A 16338-nucleotide genomic window follows, 5' to 3' on the forward strand; every position below is an offset into this window, starting at 1 on the left:
TCTAACCACGGATGTGCAATAGTTTTCTTTTCCAGTCATTCGTAATCAGCCGAACCGTGAAATCCGCCTGTTTTCCCCACCTCTCCGTGGGCAGTCCCCGTGTAGCCGGCTGCTAAAACATCGTTTGACGTCATTTGACGGCGGGAATGGACCCGCCCGATGCTCTTGCCGGCGATCGTCTTGATTAGCGACGCGCGAGAGCCGTGAGCCTGCAGAAGAGGGCGCTGTCGCCGAATGCGCCAGATTTGGAAATCGTGGCTAGTCCCTCGAAAACGCCGCCTTTGATTCTGGAGATCGGAAGCCCCGGCTCAATCTCGCTCTCGACCGTGAGTTCGACGACGCCGAGGCTGGAGCACACCGATCGCAATGTTTCGCCGCCAGTGACGAGCAGCGTTCCGGGCTTTGGCAAGCCGTCGAGAAGCGAGGCAAACACCTTGCCGATATGATCTGCCACCGCGTGGCGATCACCCGATGCAACGACGGTGACAACCGATGGCGCGCCTCGGATGATCCGTTTCGCCAAATCCCTCTTTGCTTTGTCGATGTCGCTTTCGACGACGATATGCGCATCCGCATGTTTGGCGGAAAAGCAGGCCACCTGCGCGGCCGTGACTTCGTGATTTGTGCCGACAAGGCCCAGGAATGGGGCGGACAATGCCGGAACAGGCTTGTGTGGTATGCTCAGGTGTCGTGCCAGCGCTGCAGCGAGGCCGCCCGTACCAACCCAGAGCGTCCGCGGCGCGCTCGCCGTGGCAACGATTTCGTCCAGGTCGTTGTCCGTTTCGGCGTCGTAGAGGGTGATGAAATGAACTGGCCGTGCCCCCGGTATCGAACGTCCAGGCGAAAAGCGCTGGCCTAGATCGGCGACGATGTCGGGACCTACCATTTCGGGCCGGTCGAGCCGCCATTGACGCCCAAGGCGTGTCACACGGCCCTGAAATGGGAACGCAGGCGCCACAACAACGCGCTGGTACGCTCCCTCGACGATGCAGGCTTCTATTTCGGCGATGACGTGACCGCGCAAAAGGCTGTCGATCTTCTTGAAGCTCAGCTGTCCGGCGGCGAGCCATGGTGCGAACCTCAAATGTCTCGCGACGGCCGTTGTCTCGGCGCCCTCACGTGTGGCGATATCGACAGCCAAACGGCCCGAGAACGCGCGATCCACTTGCCAACTCACCCCAACTCCTCGGCCCGGCGAGGCGAAGCAAACCGCGCTATCCAGGGCGCCGGTCAGGTCGTCGGCGACGATCCGGATGTCGACAGCCTCAAGAGCGCTCAACTGAAGAACCCGAACGGCTGACGCGCACGACCCGGACGTTTACATCGAGCGTCCGGAGATTGGTGAGGTTGGCCTGATCGATGCCCTCATCGGTAATGATCTGGTGGATATCGGCCAGGCGGCAGATGGTGCAGAAATTGGGAGCGGTGAATTTGGAATTGTCGGCAAGCACGACGACGCGGCGCGCCGCGGCGATCATCGCCTGCTTCATCGCCGCGACCTCAAGCGAGGTCTCCGTGAGCATGTCTCCGGTGATCGCATGAGTGCCCAGAATGGCCACATCGGCGTGGATGGTGCGCAGGAAATTCTCGCCAGGCTGGCCAACCAAAGTTAGAGAACCAGGCTTGCAGGTGCCTCCAAGCATGACGAGGCGTACGCCCGGCACGGTCGCGAGTATCTGCGCGATCGCGAGACTGTTGGTGACGGCCGTCAGCGCAATGGGCGTCGCCGCGATGGCGCGGGCGACTTCCAGAACTGTGGTGCTTGCGTCGAAAATGACACTCTGGCCGGGGCGAAGTTCCGACATCATGGCCGCACCTATGGCTTCCTTCTCAGCCCTGGCGAAGTGCGCGGCAGTTGCGAGATCCGGCTCGAAGGTGGCGAGTTCCGTGCGTTGAAGCATCGCTCCGCCATGCGTTCGCTCCAATGCTCCCTGCCGTTCCAGAGTCTCGAGGTCGCGCCGGATGGTCGAAGGTGACGCGCCGATGAGATCGATGAGTTCCTGAACGCCGACGGTTCCTTCCCGTTTAAGGCATTCGAGAATGAAAGCATGACGCTTGGCCGGGATCAGGTCGACCCGTCCACGCCCGCCATCGTCTTCCCATGACCCGGCGGACGCTGAGGGCGCCATATCTTCCACCGTTGATTTTCGAACATTCCTTGCCACGTTCGTATCTCCGCACAGTGCAGCAACGCGCTCGCTGGAATCACGGCGAGCCCAGCATCGCGAATATCACGAATTCATCGGGCGAGCCCACTGGTTTGTCATGTCGATGGGCGAATTCCTATCGCTTTTGGCCTTATTAGAATTATTTTGACTGATTTTGACCACATGTGGTAAGCGATAGTCGTCAAACGTCGTCATTTGGCACTGACAAGCGCGCAGTTCTTGTCAAAAAATGGAAATTAAGTCAGCGATTTAGAGCGTTTGGGCTCTGTTTCGAACCGGGTTGGAGGAACCATGTTTTTCTTGTCGAAGCTGAAATCGGCCTTTATCGGCGCCGCTGCAGCGGCCTTCTTGTCAACGGCTGCTGTCGCTGCCGATGAACCCACGGTCGGCGTTGTCGTGCCGACCCTGGATGCGCAATTCTGGAACAGCTATGTCGCTTTCATGAAGAAGGGAGCGGATGAGCTTGGTGTAAAGCTCGTCGTGCTCAATGCCGACAACAAGCCCGACCAGATGGTCAAGTCGCTTGAGGACCTGGTGGCCCAGAAAGTCGACGGCATTGTTTTCACGCCCTATTGGGCCACTGCCGCTCGCGGGCTTACCTTGGCGAAGGAAGCCGAGATCCCTGTCATCCTCACCGACAGCTACCCGGACTTTTCGCCTCAAACCGAACGTTTCCCCAATTACATCGCCTTTATCGGACCGAGCGATGAAGACGCCGGATACCAAATGGCCAAGGCGCTGTTCGCAGCGATCAAGCCCGGGCCGGATGGCAAGAAAGTGATCGGCGTGGTGAACGGCACCGCCGGCACCTCGGTCGCCATTGATCGCCGCAAAGGGCTGGAACACGCTCTCAAGGAAGCGCCCGATGTGCGCGTCGCCGGCGAAGTCGACGGCAATTTCGTCCGTGATACGTCACAGACCGCTTTTGAATCGCTCTTCCAGGGCAATCCGGACATCACCGGTGTCTGGGCTGCGAACGGCGGCACAGCGACCGGCGTGATGGCTGCCCTCAAGAACCACGGGAAAGCGCCCGGCAAGGACGTTATGGTCGTTGGAATGGATCTCAACCCTGAGAATGTCGATGCGGTAAAGTCCGGCGACCTGCTTTTCGATATTGGCGGTCATTGGCTCCAGGGCGGCTTCGCCCTTGTCGCACTTTTCGATCAGATCAAGGGTATTCCGGTTCCCGCCGGCGCCGACAATGTCAAGCTGAAGCTGCTGCCGCTGACCAAGGATCGCGTCGCGCAGTTCGAAAAGGACTTTCCCGGCGGCGTGCCGACATATGATTTCAGGCAGCACTCCCGTTTCTACAACAAGGACGCCAAGCCAGCCGTTTTCGAGATGCAGTATAGCAACTGAACGTACTGTCGAGCCTGCCTGCAATCCCACCGTTGCGGGCAGGCTCTGCCTGGCATTTGGGCGTAGTCAATTCATGACACTTACTGCGAGCGAGCTGCGCAAGAGCTACGGCCTGACACGCGCCGTGGATGGCGTGTCGGTGGTGCTCCGGCCTGGAATGGTTCACGCGATCGTCGGCGAAAACGGAGCCGGCAAATCGACGACCTTGCGTATGCTTGCTGGCGCGGAGCGGCCTGACAGCGGCGTTATGACGTTGGATGGAGCAAGATATGCCCCACCAAGTGTTATCGGTGCGGCGGCCCTTGGCGTGTCGCTTGTATACCAGGAAATCACGATCAACCGTTCGCTGACTGTTGCCGAAAACATCTTCATCGATCGTCTGCGACAGTTCGCCGGCCGTCTCGGTTTTGTCGATCGCAGACGTATGGAATCGGCGGCGCAAGCGATCCTCGATCGGATCGGTGCGAAAATTTCGGTCTCTGCCGACATTGGCCACCTCAATCTCGGCGAGCTGAAATGCATCGAGATCGCCCGAGCGCTGTCTACAAATCCGAAAATCCTCCTTCTCGACGAATCCACCGCCTACCTCGATCATCGAGAGGTTCAGGCTGTCCTTCGCGTCATCAGCGAACTCAAAGGGCAGGGGATGACGGTCGCCTTCGTTTCTCATCATCTCGACGAGGTGCTCGCCGTCGCGGATGAATTGACGATCCTGAAAGACGGGCAATATGTCGGAACATATCGCACGACCGAGATTGAGCCCAATGAAATTCATCGCCGCATGGTGGGGCGCGCGCTCACGAAAAGCATCTATCCGCCACGGCCGCCGAAAGATCCAGGCAAGCCGGGACGGGGTCCTGTTGTCTTCGAAGCCTGCGAGGTCGCCGTTGGGCGCGAACTCGGCGACGTCAGCCTCAATGTGCATGCCGGCGAAATCCTCGGCCTTGCCGGATTGAAAGGCGCCGGCGCCGAAGCGCTGTTCGCGGCCCTTTGCGGCGACGTGCCTTTGCGCAGTGGCTCGATGAAGCTTGCGGGTGGTTCATACGTGCCGTCGAGCCCGACTTTTGCCTGGCGAGAGGGCGTCGCTCATCTGCCGGGTGACCGTCACAATGAAGGCCTGATCGCCGACTTCAGTCTCCTCGACAATCTGGTGATGGCCCGCCCACCGCATCGTGGGCCGTTCTTCGATCGCGCCGGTGCCACTGCCATCGCGGGTGACCTCATCGCCCAGATCGGCATCAAGACACAAAGCGTCGATGCGTCCTGCCGCTCACTCTCGGGAGGCAATCTGCAAAAGGTGGTGATCGGCAAATGCCTGGCTGTCCAGCCGCGTCTGCTTCTGCTCAACAATCCTACACGCGGCGTCGATATCGGCGCCCGCGCGGAAATTTATCGCATCGTCAGGCAGAAGGCGGCGCAGGGTCTCGCCGTGATCTTGTCTTCAGAAGACATGCCTGAACTGATCGGTATGTCGGACCGCTTGCTGGTGCTCCGGCAAGGCCAAATTACGCATCGCATCGAGACGGCAGCAGATGCCACCGAGCATGACATCATTGGACATATGGCCTGACCATGGAAACGAACGAGACCTCGATCGCCACCACAACACCGAACGCAACTGGGGAACCTGGCGTCAATGCCAGCCGGTTCGAAGTCGTCAAGCGCGGCTTTCCGCTCGCCATGCTCGTCCTGCTCATTGTGATCTTCTCGATAGCCTCGCCACGGTTCCTGACTTTCAGCAACCTTCTCATCGTGCTTCAACAAGGCACGGTGCTGCTGGTTGCTGCGCTCGGCATGACCTTCGTCATCATGGCCGGTTCAATCGATCTTTCGGTCGGTTCAATTGTTGCACTCGCGGCATTGGCAGCGGCATTGACAGCTGACAGTCTTGGCGCCGCAGCGATCGTTCCCGCCATTGCCGTCGGTGCTGTTGCCGGATTGATCAACGGCGTTCTCCTGGCCAAAGGCAAGGTGCCGTCCTTCATCGCAACCATGGGCGCGATGGTGGTCTATCGCGGCATCGTGCTGCTTTTCACACGTGGCGCTCCTGTCTCGATCGAGGATGAGCAATTCCTTAATGTCTATACCAATCGGACTTTGGGCATTCCGCATTCCGTGATCATTGGCCTGGTGCTGATGGTTGTCGCGTATGGCATCATCAACAGGACGGTGTTCGGGCGCGAGGTTCGCGCCATAGGCGGGGGGGAACGTGTCGCCATTTTAACGGGCATCCAGGTCGCACGCGTGAAAATCTATATGTATGTGCTTCTCGGCGCCTTGTGCGGCATTGCCGGCTTGCTGCAAGGCGCGCGCGCCATGGCCGCCACCGCTCAACTCGGGGAGGGCCTGGAACTGGACGTCATTGCCGCGGTGGTGGTGGGCGGAACACCGTTGACCGGAGGTGTCGGCAGTGTTGTCGGCACCACGCTGGGCGTTCTGATAATCACGCTTCTGTCGAATGGAATGAACATGGCCGGTGTCGATCCATACCTTCAGAATATCGTCAAGGGTACGGTTCTGGTCTGCGCGGTATTCGTGACCATTGATCGCAGGAAGATCGGCATCATCAAGTGACCGGAGCGCCGACATGCAGTTGGGAGAGATCACGCGCCTTCTTTAGCGGATCATCGCGCACTCGACGTTGTATATCCAGTCTGCGGCAGTTCGTGTCACGGCCTCTCGATAGACGCTGACCGGGCCTGCGAATAGACTGCCACGGCGATCAGCGTCAGCAGGCCGATGAACCAATATTGCCAGGCTTGGGACAGGCCCAGGAAAACCATCGACGAATTGACTTCCTGGATCAGGACGGCGCCAAGCAGCACGCCGATGAAGCTGCCGCGTCCGCCGAAAAGACTGGCTCCGCCGAGGACCACTGCGGCAATGCTGCCCAGCGTGTATTCGATGCCCTGATTGGGATCGCCGATGCCGAGCTGCGCCACCACCATCATGCCACCAAGCGCCGTGAGCAAGCTGCAGGCGACGAACGCGCCGACGACAGTCCAGCCTGTGCGCACACCAATATGCGCCGCCGCCTTCTCGTTCGAGCCAACGGCGCGCAAGCTCATCCCCCAACGGCTGTAGCGCAAGCCGACTTCGAGGATGATTGCCAGGGCCAACGCGACGATGAACACGATCGGTATGCTGCCGATGGTGGCTTTGATGGTATCCATGACGGTGGCGCTGATGGCTCCATCGGGATAAGGCCGCAGCAACACCGAGATGCCCTGAATGATGATGTACACCCCTAGCGTCGCGGCGACGGAGGTGAAGTTTCCGAACCGAACCAAGGTGCCGTTGGTCAGCCCGACGAAGGCTGCGGCGCCAAAAACGGCCAACACGCCAACGATTATCGTTCCCATGCCGGCGCCTTCATTCAGGAAGAATGACGCGATGACAAGGCTCAAGCCGATCAACGGGCCGACCGACAGATCGATCCTGCCGGTGAACACTGCGCACATCTGGCCAAACGAGACGAACGCCAGCGCAGCGGAAAGGAACAGGATCTTTTCGATATTGAAGCCTGAGACGAAACGGATGTTGTGACCAGACGCTACCAACCCCAGCAGCACGATCAGCCCGGCGAGCACGAGGCTTGGAACATAGTCGCCGGCAACGATAGTCCGCAGCCATGACCATCCATTGCCGGATCCGGCTCGTCCTTGCTGATCGGTCTTGCGATGGGTGGTGGCGGTGATCATGGTCCGGCCGATATTGGCCTCATTGACGTCTTGGCCTGAGAGTTCGCCCACGACGTGCCCACGGGAGAAGACCAGCACCCGGTCGCATAGGCCCTCAAGCTCGACGATATCGGATGAGACAATCACCACCAATGTCCCACGCGAAGCGACGTCACGCAGGATGCGATAGATTTCGGCGCGGGCACCCACGTCGACCCCGGCTGTCGGCTCCTCTGCCAGGACGAGCGAAGCCTCTGCCAGGAGAGCTCGTGACAGGATCGTCTTTTGCTGGTTCCCGCCGGAAAGCGTGGCGACACTCTGCTCGATCGATGCCGCGCGAATGTTCAGGTCCACTCGCTGCGCTTCCATTTGCCGCCGTTCGAGCGAACGGTCCACGACGCCAAAGTTGGCGAAACGTGACAGCGCCGAGATGGTGCCGTTTTCGCGTACGGAAAGACTGGGAAAAAGGCCTTCATGTTGGCGGTCGGGAGACAGATAGATAATGCCTGCACGACGAGCGGCACCCGGGTTGCCGAGCGGCACGGTCTTCCCATCCAGAGTGACGGCTCCACGGGCATTTACAAGACCTGCCAGCGAACGCAGGAAGTCGCTCTGGCCGTTTCCGGTTATGCCGGCGATGCCAACGATCTCGCCGCCACGCGCCGACATGTTGATGTCTACGAAATCAGCGCCCGAAAGGCCGTTGACCTCAAGAACACTTCCACCATTCACGATACCGGATGATTTGGGGGGAAATTGCTTGGTAACGGTGCGTCCGACAATGAGGTTGAGGATCTGGTCATCGCTGACATCGCGCACCGGTGCCGATCCCTTCACTTCACCGTCACGCATGACAGTGACAGTGTCTGCGATCTGCCTGATTTCCTGCAGCCGATGCGAAATGTAGATGACTGCCGCGCCCCGTGCCGCTGCTTCCCGCACGTTGCGAAACAGGATGTCGACAAGGTCGGCTGTCAGAGCCGCGGTGGGTTCGTCAAGAATGAGGATCTTCGGGTCGATCGCAAGCGCCTTGGCAAGTTCTATCAGTTGGCTTTGTGCGATGTCGACATCGCACAGCCGGGTCTTGGGGTGAACGGCAGAACCAACACGACGGAGTTGGGCGACTACCCAGTCATTGGCATTCGCATAATCCGTTCGAAGCGCTGCTGGAACTGCAAGCAGCAGGTTTTCAGCCACCGTCAGATCAGGAAGCACAGCCGGATGCTGATGCACGATGGCGAGCCCGAGGCGTTGCGCCTGCGCTGCGCTCAAGCGACCTACAGTTTGTCCGCATATTTCGATCGAACCCTGATCGAAGCTCAAATTTCCGGAGGCAATGCCCATCAATGTCGACTTGCCTGCGCCGTTTTCTCCCAGAAGCGCATGAACCTCGCCACATCGCGCGGCAAACGAGATGTCCTTCACGGCGACGACATTGCCGAAACGCTTCCACACGCCTTGCATGCGCAATCCCAACGCGGCGTCCGATAGGGCGTCGGTCGGGGGTGCCATGTCAGGCTGAAGCTGTTCGACGGTGGCCATGGTCGATCCTCCTAAGTGTCTCCATCATCCTCTTGAGGAGATGAAGGGGCGGGCAGAAGCCCGCCCCGTTTTGCTCGAGATCAGAGACCGCCCTTTAGGGCCGCTAGGACTTGTTCGTCCGTCAGGCTGGTGCCATTCGAAGCGGATTCAGGGAGCTTCGGATTGCAGAACACCGTTCCGGCAAGCGAATCCTCCAACTGGAAGTTCGTCACCTCCTTCACACCCGCCGCGGCCACCGTATGCTTGGTGCCATTGGGATCGGTTATGACGAGCGGCTGATCCATCTGGCCGCCGGCGGCCTCGGCAATCGCCCAGCGAACGGCCAGGCGAACATTCCACTGCTCGGCGCTGTTTGTCGTGTACTGGAAGGTGGACTTGGCGTCGGCGTCGTGCAGCTTCTTCCAGGTGCAGCCGAACACGTTTGCGTCTTCACCGGCGATCAGCGGAAGCGGCCGACCGGCCCGTTCGAAGACGCCCGAGGCGACAACGCCCATGCTGAGGTCCGCGATCACACCGTCGATCTGCGGATACTGGGCAATCAGCGCGCCCAGTGATTTGGCGACCATGCTGGAATCCCAATTCGTCACTTCGAACGGCTTCTGCCCGATCTGGACGATGCCCGGATAGTCCTTGAACGCTTCGAGGATGCCGTCGGCGCGCTCACGGCTCTGGCTGGTTCCGGCAGGTCCGCCGAGATAGGCGACATTTCCCTTGCCGTTGAGGGCCTTCGCCATCCATTTCCCCCAGTCGACGCCGTCCTGGTGGAAGTTCGTGCCGACGAAAACGCTGTAATCCTTCCCTTCCTCGCCGCCGACACGGGCGCGGTAGGGCACGACGGTGCTGCCCTGCTTGAAGGCATCGCGGATCGCCGGCAACATAGCTGGGCCGGCATCGGGGAACACGACAATGGCATTGACGCCGCGTGCCGCGAGACCGCTGAGGTCGGAGATTGCCTTCTGGGTGTTACCCTGTCCGTCGGTATGATCCCAGCCGGTGACATTCGGGCACTGGCTGGCCTCGTTGATCGCAGCGGCCGTCGTCATTTGCCGCCAGGGGTTTTGGGCGAAGCCATCCGCCAGCGCGACGGAGATTTCCTTCGTTCCGCAGAAGCTCGGCGGCGTCGCTGCGGGTTCGGCGCAGAAGACACCACCGGCAATGCCCTTGCACCAATCTGCGGCGTTGGCTTGTGTGACCGACAGCGGTGAGACAGTTGCAAAGCACGAAAGGGCGAGCGCGGCGCCCGATAGCACGTTTAATCCAAGACAAGACTTCATCATTTCCTCCCAACGAAGTTTGGTTGCTGTTCTCCAACCTGCCCGTGATGGACAGCGTTGAAACTTTTTATTCCCTTGGCCGCCGACATCATGCGGTCGACCTGTTCCTCAGGCTGATTGCACGCCTGAGATTGCGAAAATTCAGACCATAGATGCCGACCCCGACCAGGATCGCGGCACCTTGAAAAAGGTATTGAACGCCGATGCTGGCGCCCGTCGTCAGCACCAATTGCTGGAGCTGTGTGAGAAAGAGCGCGGCGATCACGGTCGCCGCCAGATTGCCCTTGCCGCCAAACAGCGAGGTTCCACCCAGAACCGTCGCGGCGATTGACGGCATCAGGTAGTTGTCGCCCTGCTGCGGACTTGGCAGTTGCATAAGGCCGCCGAGCAGAATGCCGCCAGCCGCATAGAGCAGGCTCGCGCCCACATAGGCGGCGATCTGGTAGCGGTCAGCGACGATACCCGCCGCGCGTGCCGCCCGGCTGTTTGCGCCGACTGCCTCGAAATTGCGCCCGAAGGTCGTCGCCTTGACTACGAAAATGACGACAATAGCCATCGCGACTGCCAAATAGGCGAGCTGCGTGATGCCAAATATCTTGCCGTTGGCGAATGCTGCTATCGAGCCGGGTACCGACACCGGCGTGCCGCCCGAAATCTTGACGTTCATGCCATAGAGCAGCGCGTTCATGCCGATCGTGGCTACGATGGGCGCAACACGAACCTTGCTGACGAGCAGGCCGCTGATCAGTCCCGCCACAGCTGCAGCGGCGAAAGCGTAAAAGAGTGCCAGGACGACACTGCCCTCGGCATCCGGTTGGCTCTCCGAGAAGTAACAGACGATGACAGCGCTTAGCGAAACCATCCCGGGGACAGATAGATCGATGCCGCCCTGCTGGATGACGAGTGTCTGCCCCAGGCTGACCAGGGCCAGGATCGCGGCAAAGGGGAGCATCCCGCTCATCGCTCCGGTGCCAAGACTCTGCGGCGCGATCAGGCCGCCGAAGGCGAAAAGGACCAGCGTCGCAGCCGCGATGCCTGTTGTCGGCCCGCCGGCCGACGCAAACCAACTGTTCGCTCCGGATGCACTGCCCATCTTCGGCTTCCCTGAAACCTGTTCCAAGTGTCTTGTCCTTCTGCGGATTCGCGGCATCGAACGTGTCGGCTAACGCACTGCAGATTTTGCCCCGCTGGCCAGGCAGATTTCGCTGATCCGCAGCTTTTGACTGGAGAGGCGTGACGGGAATGTCTGTTCGAGCCGGCACTCGTGAACGGGTATGACCCGTCGAGACTCATGGCCCACCTGCTTCATCATTGCTTCGGTAGCCATGATCAGATTAATCTGGCTGCCGGTCGCCAGGCCGACCGGGAGATACATGCCGTCGATCTTGAGCTGTTCGGATGCGCCGTTCAGGTTCTCGAACTGGTAAACGAGATCGCCGGCAAGCACCCAGGTGTCCTGGGAATCCGTCTTGTCGTCATTGCGCACGGTCACCCACATGCATGCGAAGGTATGGCTGTCATAGGCGACGTGAAGGTCGATGCCGGGGAAGACGTTTTGCATGGCGCCATCGACCGCGATGAGGCGTTTGTCGCGCGCCAGCTGTACACCGCGCAGAATGTCCGCCGTGTCGATGCCAGACAAGATCCAGCGCATGCGATCTGGAAGCGACATCGCCCAGATCCATTCCTGCAACTCCTTCTTCTGGATGTAGAAGGTGGCATTCGGAAATGCGTCGACATTGCCGAAATGATCGAAATGCGCGTGTGTGATGAATACGGCGTTGATGTCTTCCGGCGTCAGTCCGATTTCCGCAAGGACCTCGCGCGGTCCGCGCCAGTTCTGGACGTTGAACAGAGTGCCGAGATAGTTGCCGTAGTCGCGATCGTTGTAACCGACGTCGACCATCGCGGCCCAACCGTCTCCCTTGATGACGGCGTAGCAGTAGGGCAGCTTCACATAGCCCTCATTGTGAGCGCCGTAGATGACGCCGCTCTTGTGGTATTCAGGCACGTAGCCGTACTCGAGGACGTAGATCGAATAGAGTGACACCGGTTTCCTCCCTTGATCCTGACGGTTAATTCTTCGCAGGCCGGCAATTGCAACAGGCTGTCGTGAAGTCCACGGGCGTCAGTCCGGCGGAAGGTTCCGAAACCGTCAGCAGCGACCGCTGCGCGGAAAAGAGCGCGTCAACGACGGCATCGAGGTCGGGACTTGCCGGATCGATGAGATCGGCAAGGCGATCAAGCCGCGAGAATATCCGGCTGAGAAGCACAAGCAGACCGGCGAGCGCGGCTTGGTGACGCGTCGCTGTCGGAGGTGCCTTTACCGCCCCCAACCGGTCGGTTGCCTCGCGAAGTTGCCGAGAGACCGACGCCAGTAGAAGATCGTTGCGGTTGCGGTCGAGGCTGTCGGTTTGCAGCAGAAGCAGGATACCCGAAAGCTGGCCGACGCAACGCTTGGCGGCGTCGTAGAGCGGACGGGTGTCGGCCAGGTACGAGGCAATTGCTTCATCGCAGATCCCCGACTTCAATAACGCATCGGGCTGGGACTCGTGGGGGGTGTCCCATATCGAACAGGTGGGACGGTGCACCCGGTCGATGCCCGAAGACGGCGCTGGAAATTCGTGACCATACGTTTGCCGCGCCGTCCCATGCGCTAGCGGAGCCTCGTCTTGTCGGGAATTGATCCTGAGCATGCGTCGCCTCCGAATGTTCGTCGTCGCATCAGTCCGCAGGCCCTGCGGACTGTCTTTTCAGTGCATGAATCGGCCGCCGTTGACGTCGAGAATGAGTCCCGTCACGTAGTCGGACAGGTCAGAGACCAGGAACAGGCAGGCTTTTGCGATATCGTCCGCCGTTCCGAGCCGGCCCAGTGGGATGTTCACGACGATGTCGCGTCGCTTGTCTTCGGTCAGCTTGTCGCCAAAGATGTCCGTGTCGATCGTGCCGGGGGCTATCGCGTTGACGCGGATATTGTGCTGCGCCAGTTCACGCGCCATGGACTTGGTGAGGCTGTGGATGCCGCCCTTGGCGGCGGAATAATGCGGCCCGCCGAAAATGCCGCCGCCGATCTGAGCAGCGATCGAGCCGATCGAAACGATCGCGCCGGTGCGCCGTTCGATCATCGAAGGCACGGTAGCCTGGGCCATGTTCAGGCTGCCGCGCAGGCTGGAATCGATGACCAGATCGAAATTCTCCTGGGTGATATCCATGAGCCGATCGGGTTGGCTGATGCCGGCATTGTTGATCAGGATGTCGACATGTCCGAATCGGGTCATGACGTCGCCAACTGCCTTGCGGCAGAAAGCAGGATCCCGGACATCGCAAGCCACGCCAATGTGTTCGGGGCCGATGTCGCGGGCCGCATTCACGGCGGCCTCTTCGTTAAGGTCGAAGATCGCCACGCGGCAGCCCTGCGCGGCAAACCGCCGGGCCGTGGCCTTGCCTATGCCGCGCGGCGAGGCGGCGCCTGTAATAATGGCGGTCTTGTCGTTCAGCATCACGGTGTATTCCTCCCCAGATGAATTCATTCGGCGGCCTCGGTCGCGTCTTCGATATTCAGGCCTGCCCAACCCTCGATGAGAGCGGCGATGCGCGAGCAATCGGCGTCGGCCATGCCTTGCGTCATCGCGAACTGCCAGAACTGGCGGACGTTGGCCCCGAGCCACATCGGCACGCCCATGCGCTCGGCTTCCTGCATGCAGAGCGTCACGTCCTTGTGCATCAGCTCGGTGCGAAAATTCTGGTCGTAGCGGCGTGTCACCACATGCTTTGGATAGGCGATCTCCGACACCCAGGACCGGCCTGAGCCGGCATTGATGATCCGGAACAGATCCTCGGGCTCGATACCGCCCTTTTCGGCGAATGCCAGCGCCTCGCCGACGATCACCATGTTGGTTGCGGTGAGAAGATTATTGGCGAGCTTGAGGATCTGCGCCTTGCCGACGTCCGGGCCGAGATGGACAAAAGTCTTTGCAAACGTCGCCAGGAACGGTCGTGCTCGTTCCAGGGTCTGCTCCGACCCCGAAGCCATGACCGCCAGCGTCTCGTTGCGGACGCCGATTGGTCCGCCGCTGACAGGCGCATCCAGCACCGATACGCCGCGTTCCGTCATCGCATCACCGACCTTGCGCGCCATTGTCGGGCCGGTGGTCGAGAGATCGATATAGTGCTGGATGCGTTTGCCATGGATAAGGCCGGCCTCGCCGAGAGCGACGGCCTCGACGATCGGCGCGTTTGGCAGGCTGACGAAGACCGTCTCGACCGCATTGGCGACCGCGGCGGCGCTGTCTTGCCGCTTTGCTCCCTGCGTGACAAGCACGTCGACGGCCGCAGCGTTGGTATCGAAGATGTGGATGTCGAACTTGGCTCCCAGAGCCTTGCTGACCATGGGCATGCCCATCGCACCGAGACCGACGAATCCGTAAGAATTACTGGGCACGCGCGCTCTCCCCGATCGCTGTAAGATGTGACGGCGCGCCTTCGTAGAGGCGATAGATGCCGGTGCCGTCGATGTCGCCGTGGCCGGCGGTGACAAGCAGACGAAAGAGCTGGGCGGCTTGGCCCGACATTGGGGTTGCCGTACCCGAACTACGGGCAAGCTCCTGCACCATATCGAGGTCTTTCAGCAGCTGACGCGCATAGGCCCGCGGCGCGAAATCATGTGCGGCGATACGTGGATAGAGCTGTTGCATCAGAACGCCGTCGGCATGGCCGTACTTCACGCATTCGGGCAGCAGCGCGGCATCCATTCCTGCCGCTTCAGCGAGGCGCACGGCTTCGGCCAGAACAGCATAATTCGTGCCGACCACGAGCTGCGCGATCATCTTGGCAACCGAGCCCATGCCTGTCTGTCCGACATGGGTGAACTGCCGGCCGATGTCCTGGATCAAGGAACGGATGCGTGCGATCGCCCAATCCGAGCCGCCGGCCATGATCGTCAGTGTGCCTTCGCCTGCCGCCGAGGGACCACCCGAAACCGGAGCGTCGATCCATTCGCACCCTGTGGCCTCTTTGACGCGCAAACCGGTGGACCGGCAGAAATCTGGCGACACCGTTGAGAAATCCACCACTATCTGCCGTGACAGGAGAGCATCCGACAGGCCCGCTTGGCCAAACACGACGGCTTCGACCGCCGCCTGCGATGGAAGGTTGAGGAGCACGAGATCCGCGTCCGCGACACAGTCTTTTGGCGACGCAGCGCCAAGTGCACCCGAAGCCACAGCCGCCGCTTGCCGGCCGGCATCCGCGTCGAAGACTCGCAGCTTGTAGCCGAGCCCTGCAAGGCGCGCGGCCATGGGTCCGCCCATCAGGCCGACGCCGATATAGGCAAGGCGCGGCTTACCGGATGTCATAGAAATGGACCGCATTGTCGTGGAACAGGCGCTTTTGCGCTTCGGATCCGAGATCCGCCGTGATCTCCTTGTAGCCACCGAAGATCTTGTCGAGCGTGCCGCACACACTGTCGACCGGGAAATTGCTCCCGAACATGCAGCGCTCGACGCCGTACATCTCGATGATCGACCTCACGATGTCGCGGTTGTTGGCGACCGTCCAGGGATGGCCAGGCAGGCCGATGCCGGAAATCTTCACCGCCACGTTCGGCCGCTTGGCGAACTCAGCCATTGCCGCCTTCCAGCCGGCAATTCCCTCGGCACTGCGATCGGCCGGCAGCCCTGAATGCAGCAGGATGATCTGCGTCTGCGGGAAGCGGTCGGCCAGCGTGCACGCCTCGTGCAGATGCCACCATGGTGTCTGCAGATCGAACCGCAAACCATAGCTGGACAGCATGGCGAAACCTTCGACCCAATGCGGATCTACCATGCTGCCTGGAGCGGCTGAGCCGGGCTTGGGATTGGATTTCGGCTTGTGACGCAGGCCGCGTACGAAGTCGAAACCGGCCAGCCGCTCCAGCACCCGCGCGCGGTCGTCCCGGTCGAGCCATGCCTGGCCGACAGCGACGTTGGGCCACCCCGTCTTGCGACGAAGGGATGCGATATAATCCATCTCGCCGATCGGATCGCTCGGATCCCACTCGGCTTCGATATAGACCGTCTTGACAACGTGGTGGCCGGCAGCGTCCCGCTTGTAGTTGGCCGGCAGATACGGCCGGCATATCGAGGAGTAGTCGCCATAGCGGAATGGGATCAGCGGCCGATCGTTGAGCCACGGATAATAGTTCTGCTCGGGATTCCAGAAGTGGACGTGAGCATCCACCATCGGCATATCAGTCACGTCTGTCTCCTCTCCGTCTCAGGACGACCCATCTCAGATTGGATGCCAGCTCCTCTTCCGGCATCCGCAGTCGTCACGGCG

14 protein-coding genes are annotated in these 16338 nt (G+C 60.5%); 3 read left to right on the forward strand and 11 right to left on the reverse strand.

Translation table 11 applies throughout. The features are described from left to right. Positions 1–184: 184 nt before the first annotated feature. Both LB571_RS26995 and LB571_RS27000 read right to left on the reverse strand, forming a co-directional pair. A complete protein-coding gene (locus tag LB571_RS26995) occupies positions 185–1279 on the reverse strand; it encodes a four-carbon acid sugar kinase family protein (RefSeq protein ID WP_224599378.1) in 1095 nt (364 codons plus the stop codon). After that, entirely contained in the window at positions 1266–2129 is an 864-nt protein-coding gene (locus LB571_RS27000; RefSeq protein ID WP_224599379.1) for a DeoR/GlpR family DNA-binding transcription regulator, read from the reverse strand. Before LB571_RS27000 ends, LB571_RS26995 begins: the two co-directional genes overlap by 14 nt. 330 nt (positions 2130–2459) lie before the next feature. Between LB571_RS27000 and LB571_RS27005 the strand changes: the two genes are divergently transcribed. The 3 genes from LB571_RS27005 to LB571_RS27015 all read left to right on the forward strand — a co-directional run bounded on the left by LB571_RS27005 (position 2460) and on the right by LB571_RS27015 (position 6101). After that, a complete protein-coding gene (locus tag LB571_RS27005) occupies positions 2460–3527 on the forward strand; it encodes an ABC transporter substrate-binding protein (RefSeq protein ID WP_224599380.1) in 1068 nt (355 codons plus the stop codon). Further along, complete coding sequence (locus LB571_RS27010; RefSeq protein ID WP_224599382.1) at positions 3451–5097, forward strand: sugar ABC transporter ATP-binding protein; 1647 nt, start codon at positions 3451–3453, stop codon at positions 5095–5097. Before LB571_RS27005 ends, LB571_RS27010 begins: the two co-directional genes overlap by 77 nt. A gap of 110 nt (positions 5098–5207) precedes the next feature. Beyond that, complete coding sequence (locus LB571_RS27015; RefSeq protein ID WP_224599384.1) at positions 5208–6101, forward strand: ABC transporter permease; 894 nt, start codon at positions 5208–5210, stop codon at positions 6099–6101. Between the two features lie 95 nt (positions 6102–6196). Here the strand turns inward: LB571_RS27015 and LB571_RS27020 are convergent, their stop codons facing one another. The 9 genes from LB571_RS27020 to LB571_RS27060 all read right to left on the reverse strand — a co-directional run bounded on the left by LB571_RS27020 (position 6197) and on the right by LB571_RS27060 (position 16248). Next, complete coding sequence (locus tag LB571_RS27020) at positions 6197–8749, reverse strand: ATP-binding cassette domain-containing protein (RefSeq protein WP_224599386.1); 2553 nt, start codon at positions 8747–8749, stop codon at positions 6197–6199. A gap of 80 nt (positions 8750–8829) precedes the next feature. Next, entirely contained in the window at positions 8830–10023 is a 1194-nt protein-coding gene (locus LB571_RS27025; protein WP_224599388.1) for a substrate-binding domain-containing protein, read from the reverse strand. Between the two features lie 88 nt (positions 10024–10111). Continuing rightward, positions 10112–11116 (reverse strand): ABC transporter permease, encoded by a 1005-nt coding sequence (locus LB571_RS27030; RefSeq protein WP_224599390.1) that lies wholly within the window; start codon positions 11114–11116, stop codon positions 10112–10114. A 69-nt stretch (positions 11117–11185) separates the two neighbouring features. Beyond that, complete coding sequence (locus LB571_RS27035; RefSeq protein ID WP_224599392.1) at positions 11186–12073, reverse strand: N-acyl homoserine lactonase family protein; 888 nt, start codon at positions 12071–12073, stop codon at positions 11186–11188. 25 nt (positions 12074–12098) lie between these two features. Further along, positions 12099–12719: a hypothetical protein gene (locus tag LB571_RS27040; protein WP_224599394.1), complete on the reverse strand. Its 621-nt coding sequence runs from the start codon at positions 12717–12719 to the stop codon at positions 12099–12101. Between the two features lie 57 nt (positions 12720–12776). Next, positions 12777–13553, reverse strand: a complete 777-nt coding sequence (locus LB571_RS27045; protein WP_263484806.1) for an SDR family oxidoreductase — start codon at positions 13551–13553, stop codon at positions 12777–12779. After that, the gene (locus LB571_RS27050; protein WP_224599397.1) at positions 13550–14464 is read right to left on the reverse strand and encodes an NAD(P)-dependent oxidoreductase; all 915 of its coding nucleotides are present in this window, start codon (positions 14462–14464) and stop codon (positions 13550–13552) included. The genes LB571_RS27045 and LB571_RS27050 overlap by 4 nt, the downstream gene beginning before the upstream one ends. Then, complete coding sequence (locus LB571_RS27055) at positions 14454–15392, reverse strand: NAD(P)-dependent oxidoreductase (RefSeq protein WP_318012420.1); 939 nt, start codon at positions 15390–15392, stop codon at positions 14454–14456. The genes LB571_RS27050 and LB571_RS27055 overlap by 11 nt, the downstream gene beginning before the upstream one ends. Continuing rightward, on the reverse strand, positions 15364–16248 hold the full coding sequence (locus LB571_RS27060) for an amidohydrolase family protein (RefSeq protein WP_224599488.1): 885 nt from the start codon (positions 16246–16248) through the stop codon (positions 15364–15366). The genes LB571_RS27055 and LB571_RS27060 overlap by 29 nt, the downstream gene beginning before the upstream one ends. Positions 16249–16338 lie beyond the last annotated feature (90 nt).

This window comes from Mesorhizobium sp. BR1-1-4, assembly GCF_020165375.1.
GTDB classification, from domain to species: Bacteria; Pseudomonadota; Alphaproteobacteria; order Rhizobiales; family Rhizobiaceae; genus Mesorhizobium; species Mesorhizobium australicum.

Excerpts from the sequence above, each read along its gene's own strand:
- LB571_RS27005 (WP_224599380.1), top strand. The coding sequence starts at position 2,460 with ATGTTTTTCTTGTCGAAGCTGAAATCGGCCTTTATCGGCGCCGCTGCA.
- LB571_RS27055 (WP_318012420.1), bottom strand. The coding sequence starts at position 15,392 with ATGCGGTCCATTTCTATGACATCCGGTAAGCCGCGCCTTGCCTATATC.
- LB571_RS27060 (WP_224599488.1), bottom strand. The coding sequence starts at position 16,248 with ATGCCGATGGTGGATGCTCACGTCCACTTCTGGAATCCCGAGCAGAAC.
- LB571_RS27045 (WP_263484806.1), bottom strand. The coding sequence starts at position 13,553 with ATGAATTCATCTGGGGAGGAATACACCGTGATGCTGAACGACAAGACC.
- LB571_RS27010 (WP_224599382.1), top strand. The coding sequence starts at position 3,451 with ATGATTTCAGGCAGCACTCCCGTTTCTACAACAAGGACGCCAAGCCAG.
- LB571_RS27015 (WP_224599384.1), top strand. The coding sequence starts at position 5,208 with ATGCTCGTCCTGCTCATTGTGATCTTCTCGATAGCCTCGCCACGGTTC.
- LB571_RS27030 (WP_224599390.1), bottom strand. The coding sequence starts at position 11,116 with ATGGGCAGTGCATCCGGAGCGAACAGTTGGTTTGCGTCGGCCGGCGGG.
- LB571_RS27000 (WP_224599379.1), bottom strand. The coding sequence starts at position 2,129 with ATGGCGCCCTCAGCGTCCGCCGGGTCATGGGAAGACGATGGCGGGCGT.
- LB571_RS27040 (WP_224599394.1), bottom strand. The coding sequence starts at position 12,719 with ATGCTCAGGATCAATTCCCGACAAGACGAGGCTCCGCTAGCGCATGGG.
- LB571_RS27020 (WP_224599386.1), bottom strand. The coding sequence starts at position 8,749 with ATGGCCACCGTCGAACAGCTTCAGCCTGACATGGCACCCCCGACCGAC.
- LB571_RS27025 (WP_224599388.1), bottom strand. The coding sequence starts at position 10,023 with ATGAAGTCTTGTCTTGGATTAAACGTGCTATCGGGCGCCGCGCTCGCC.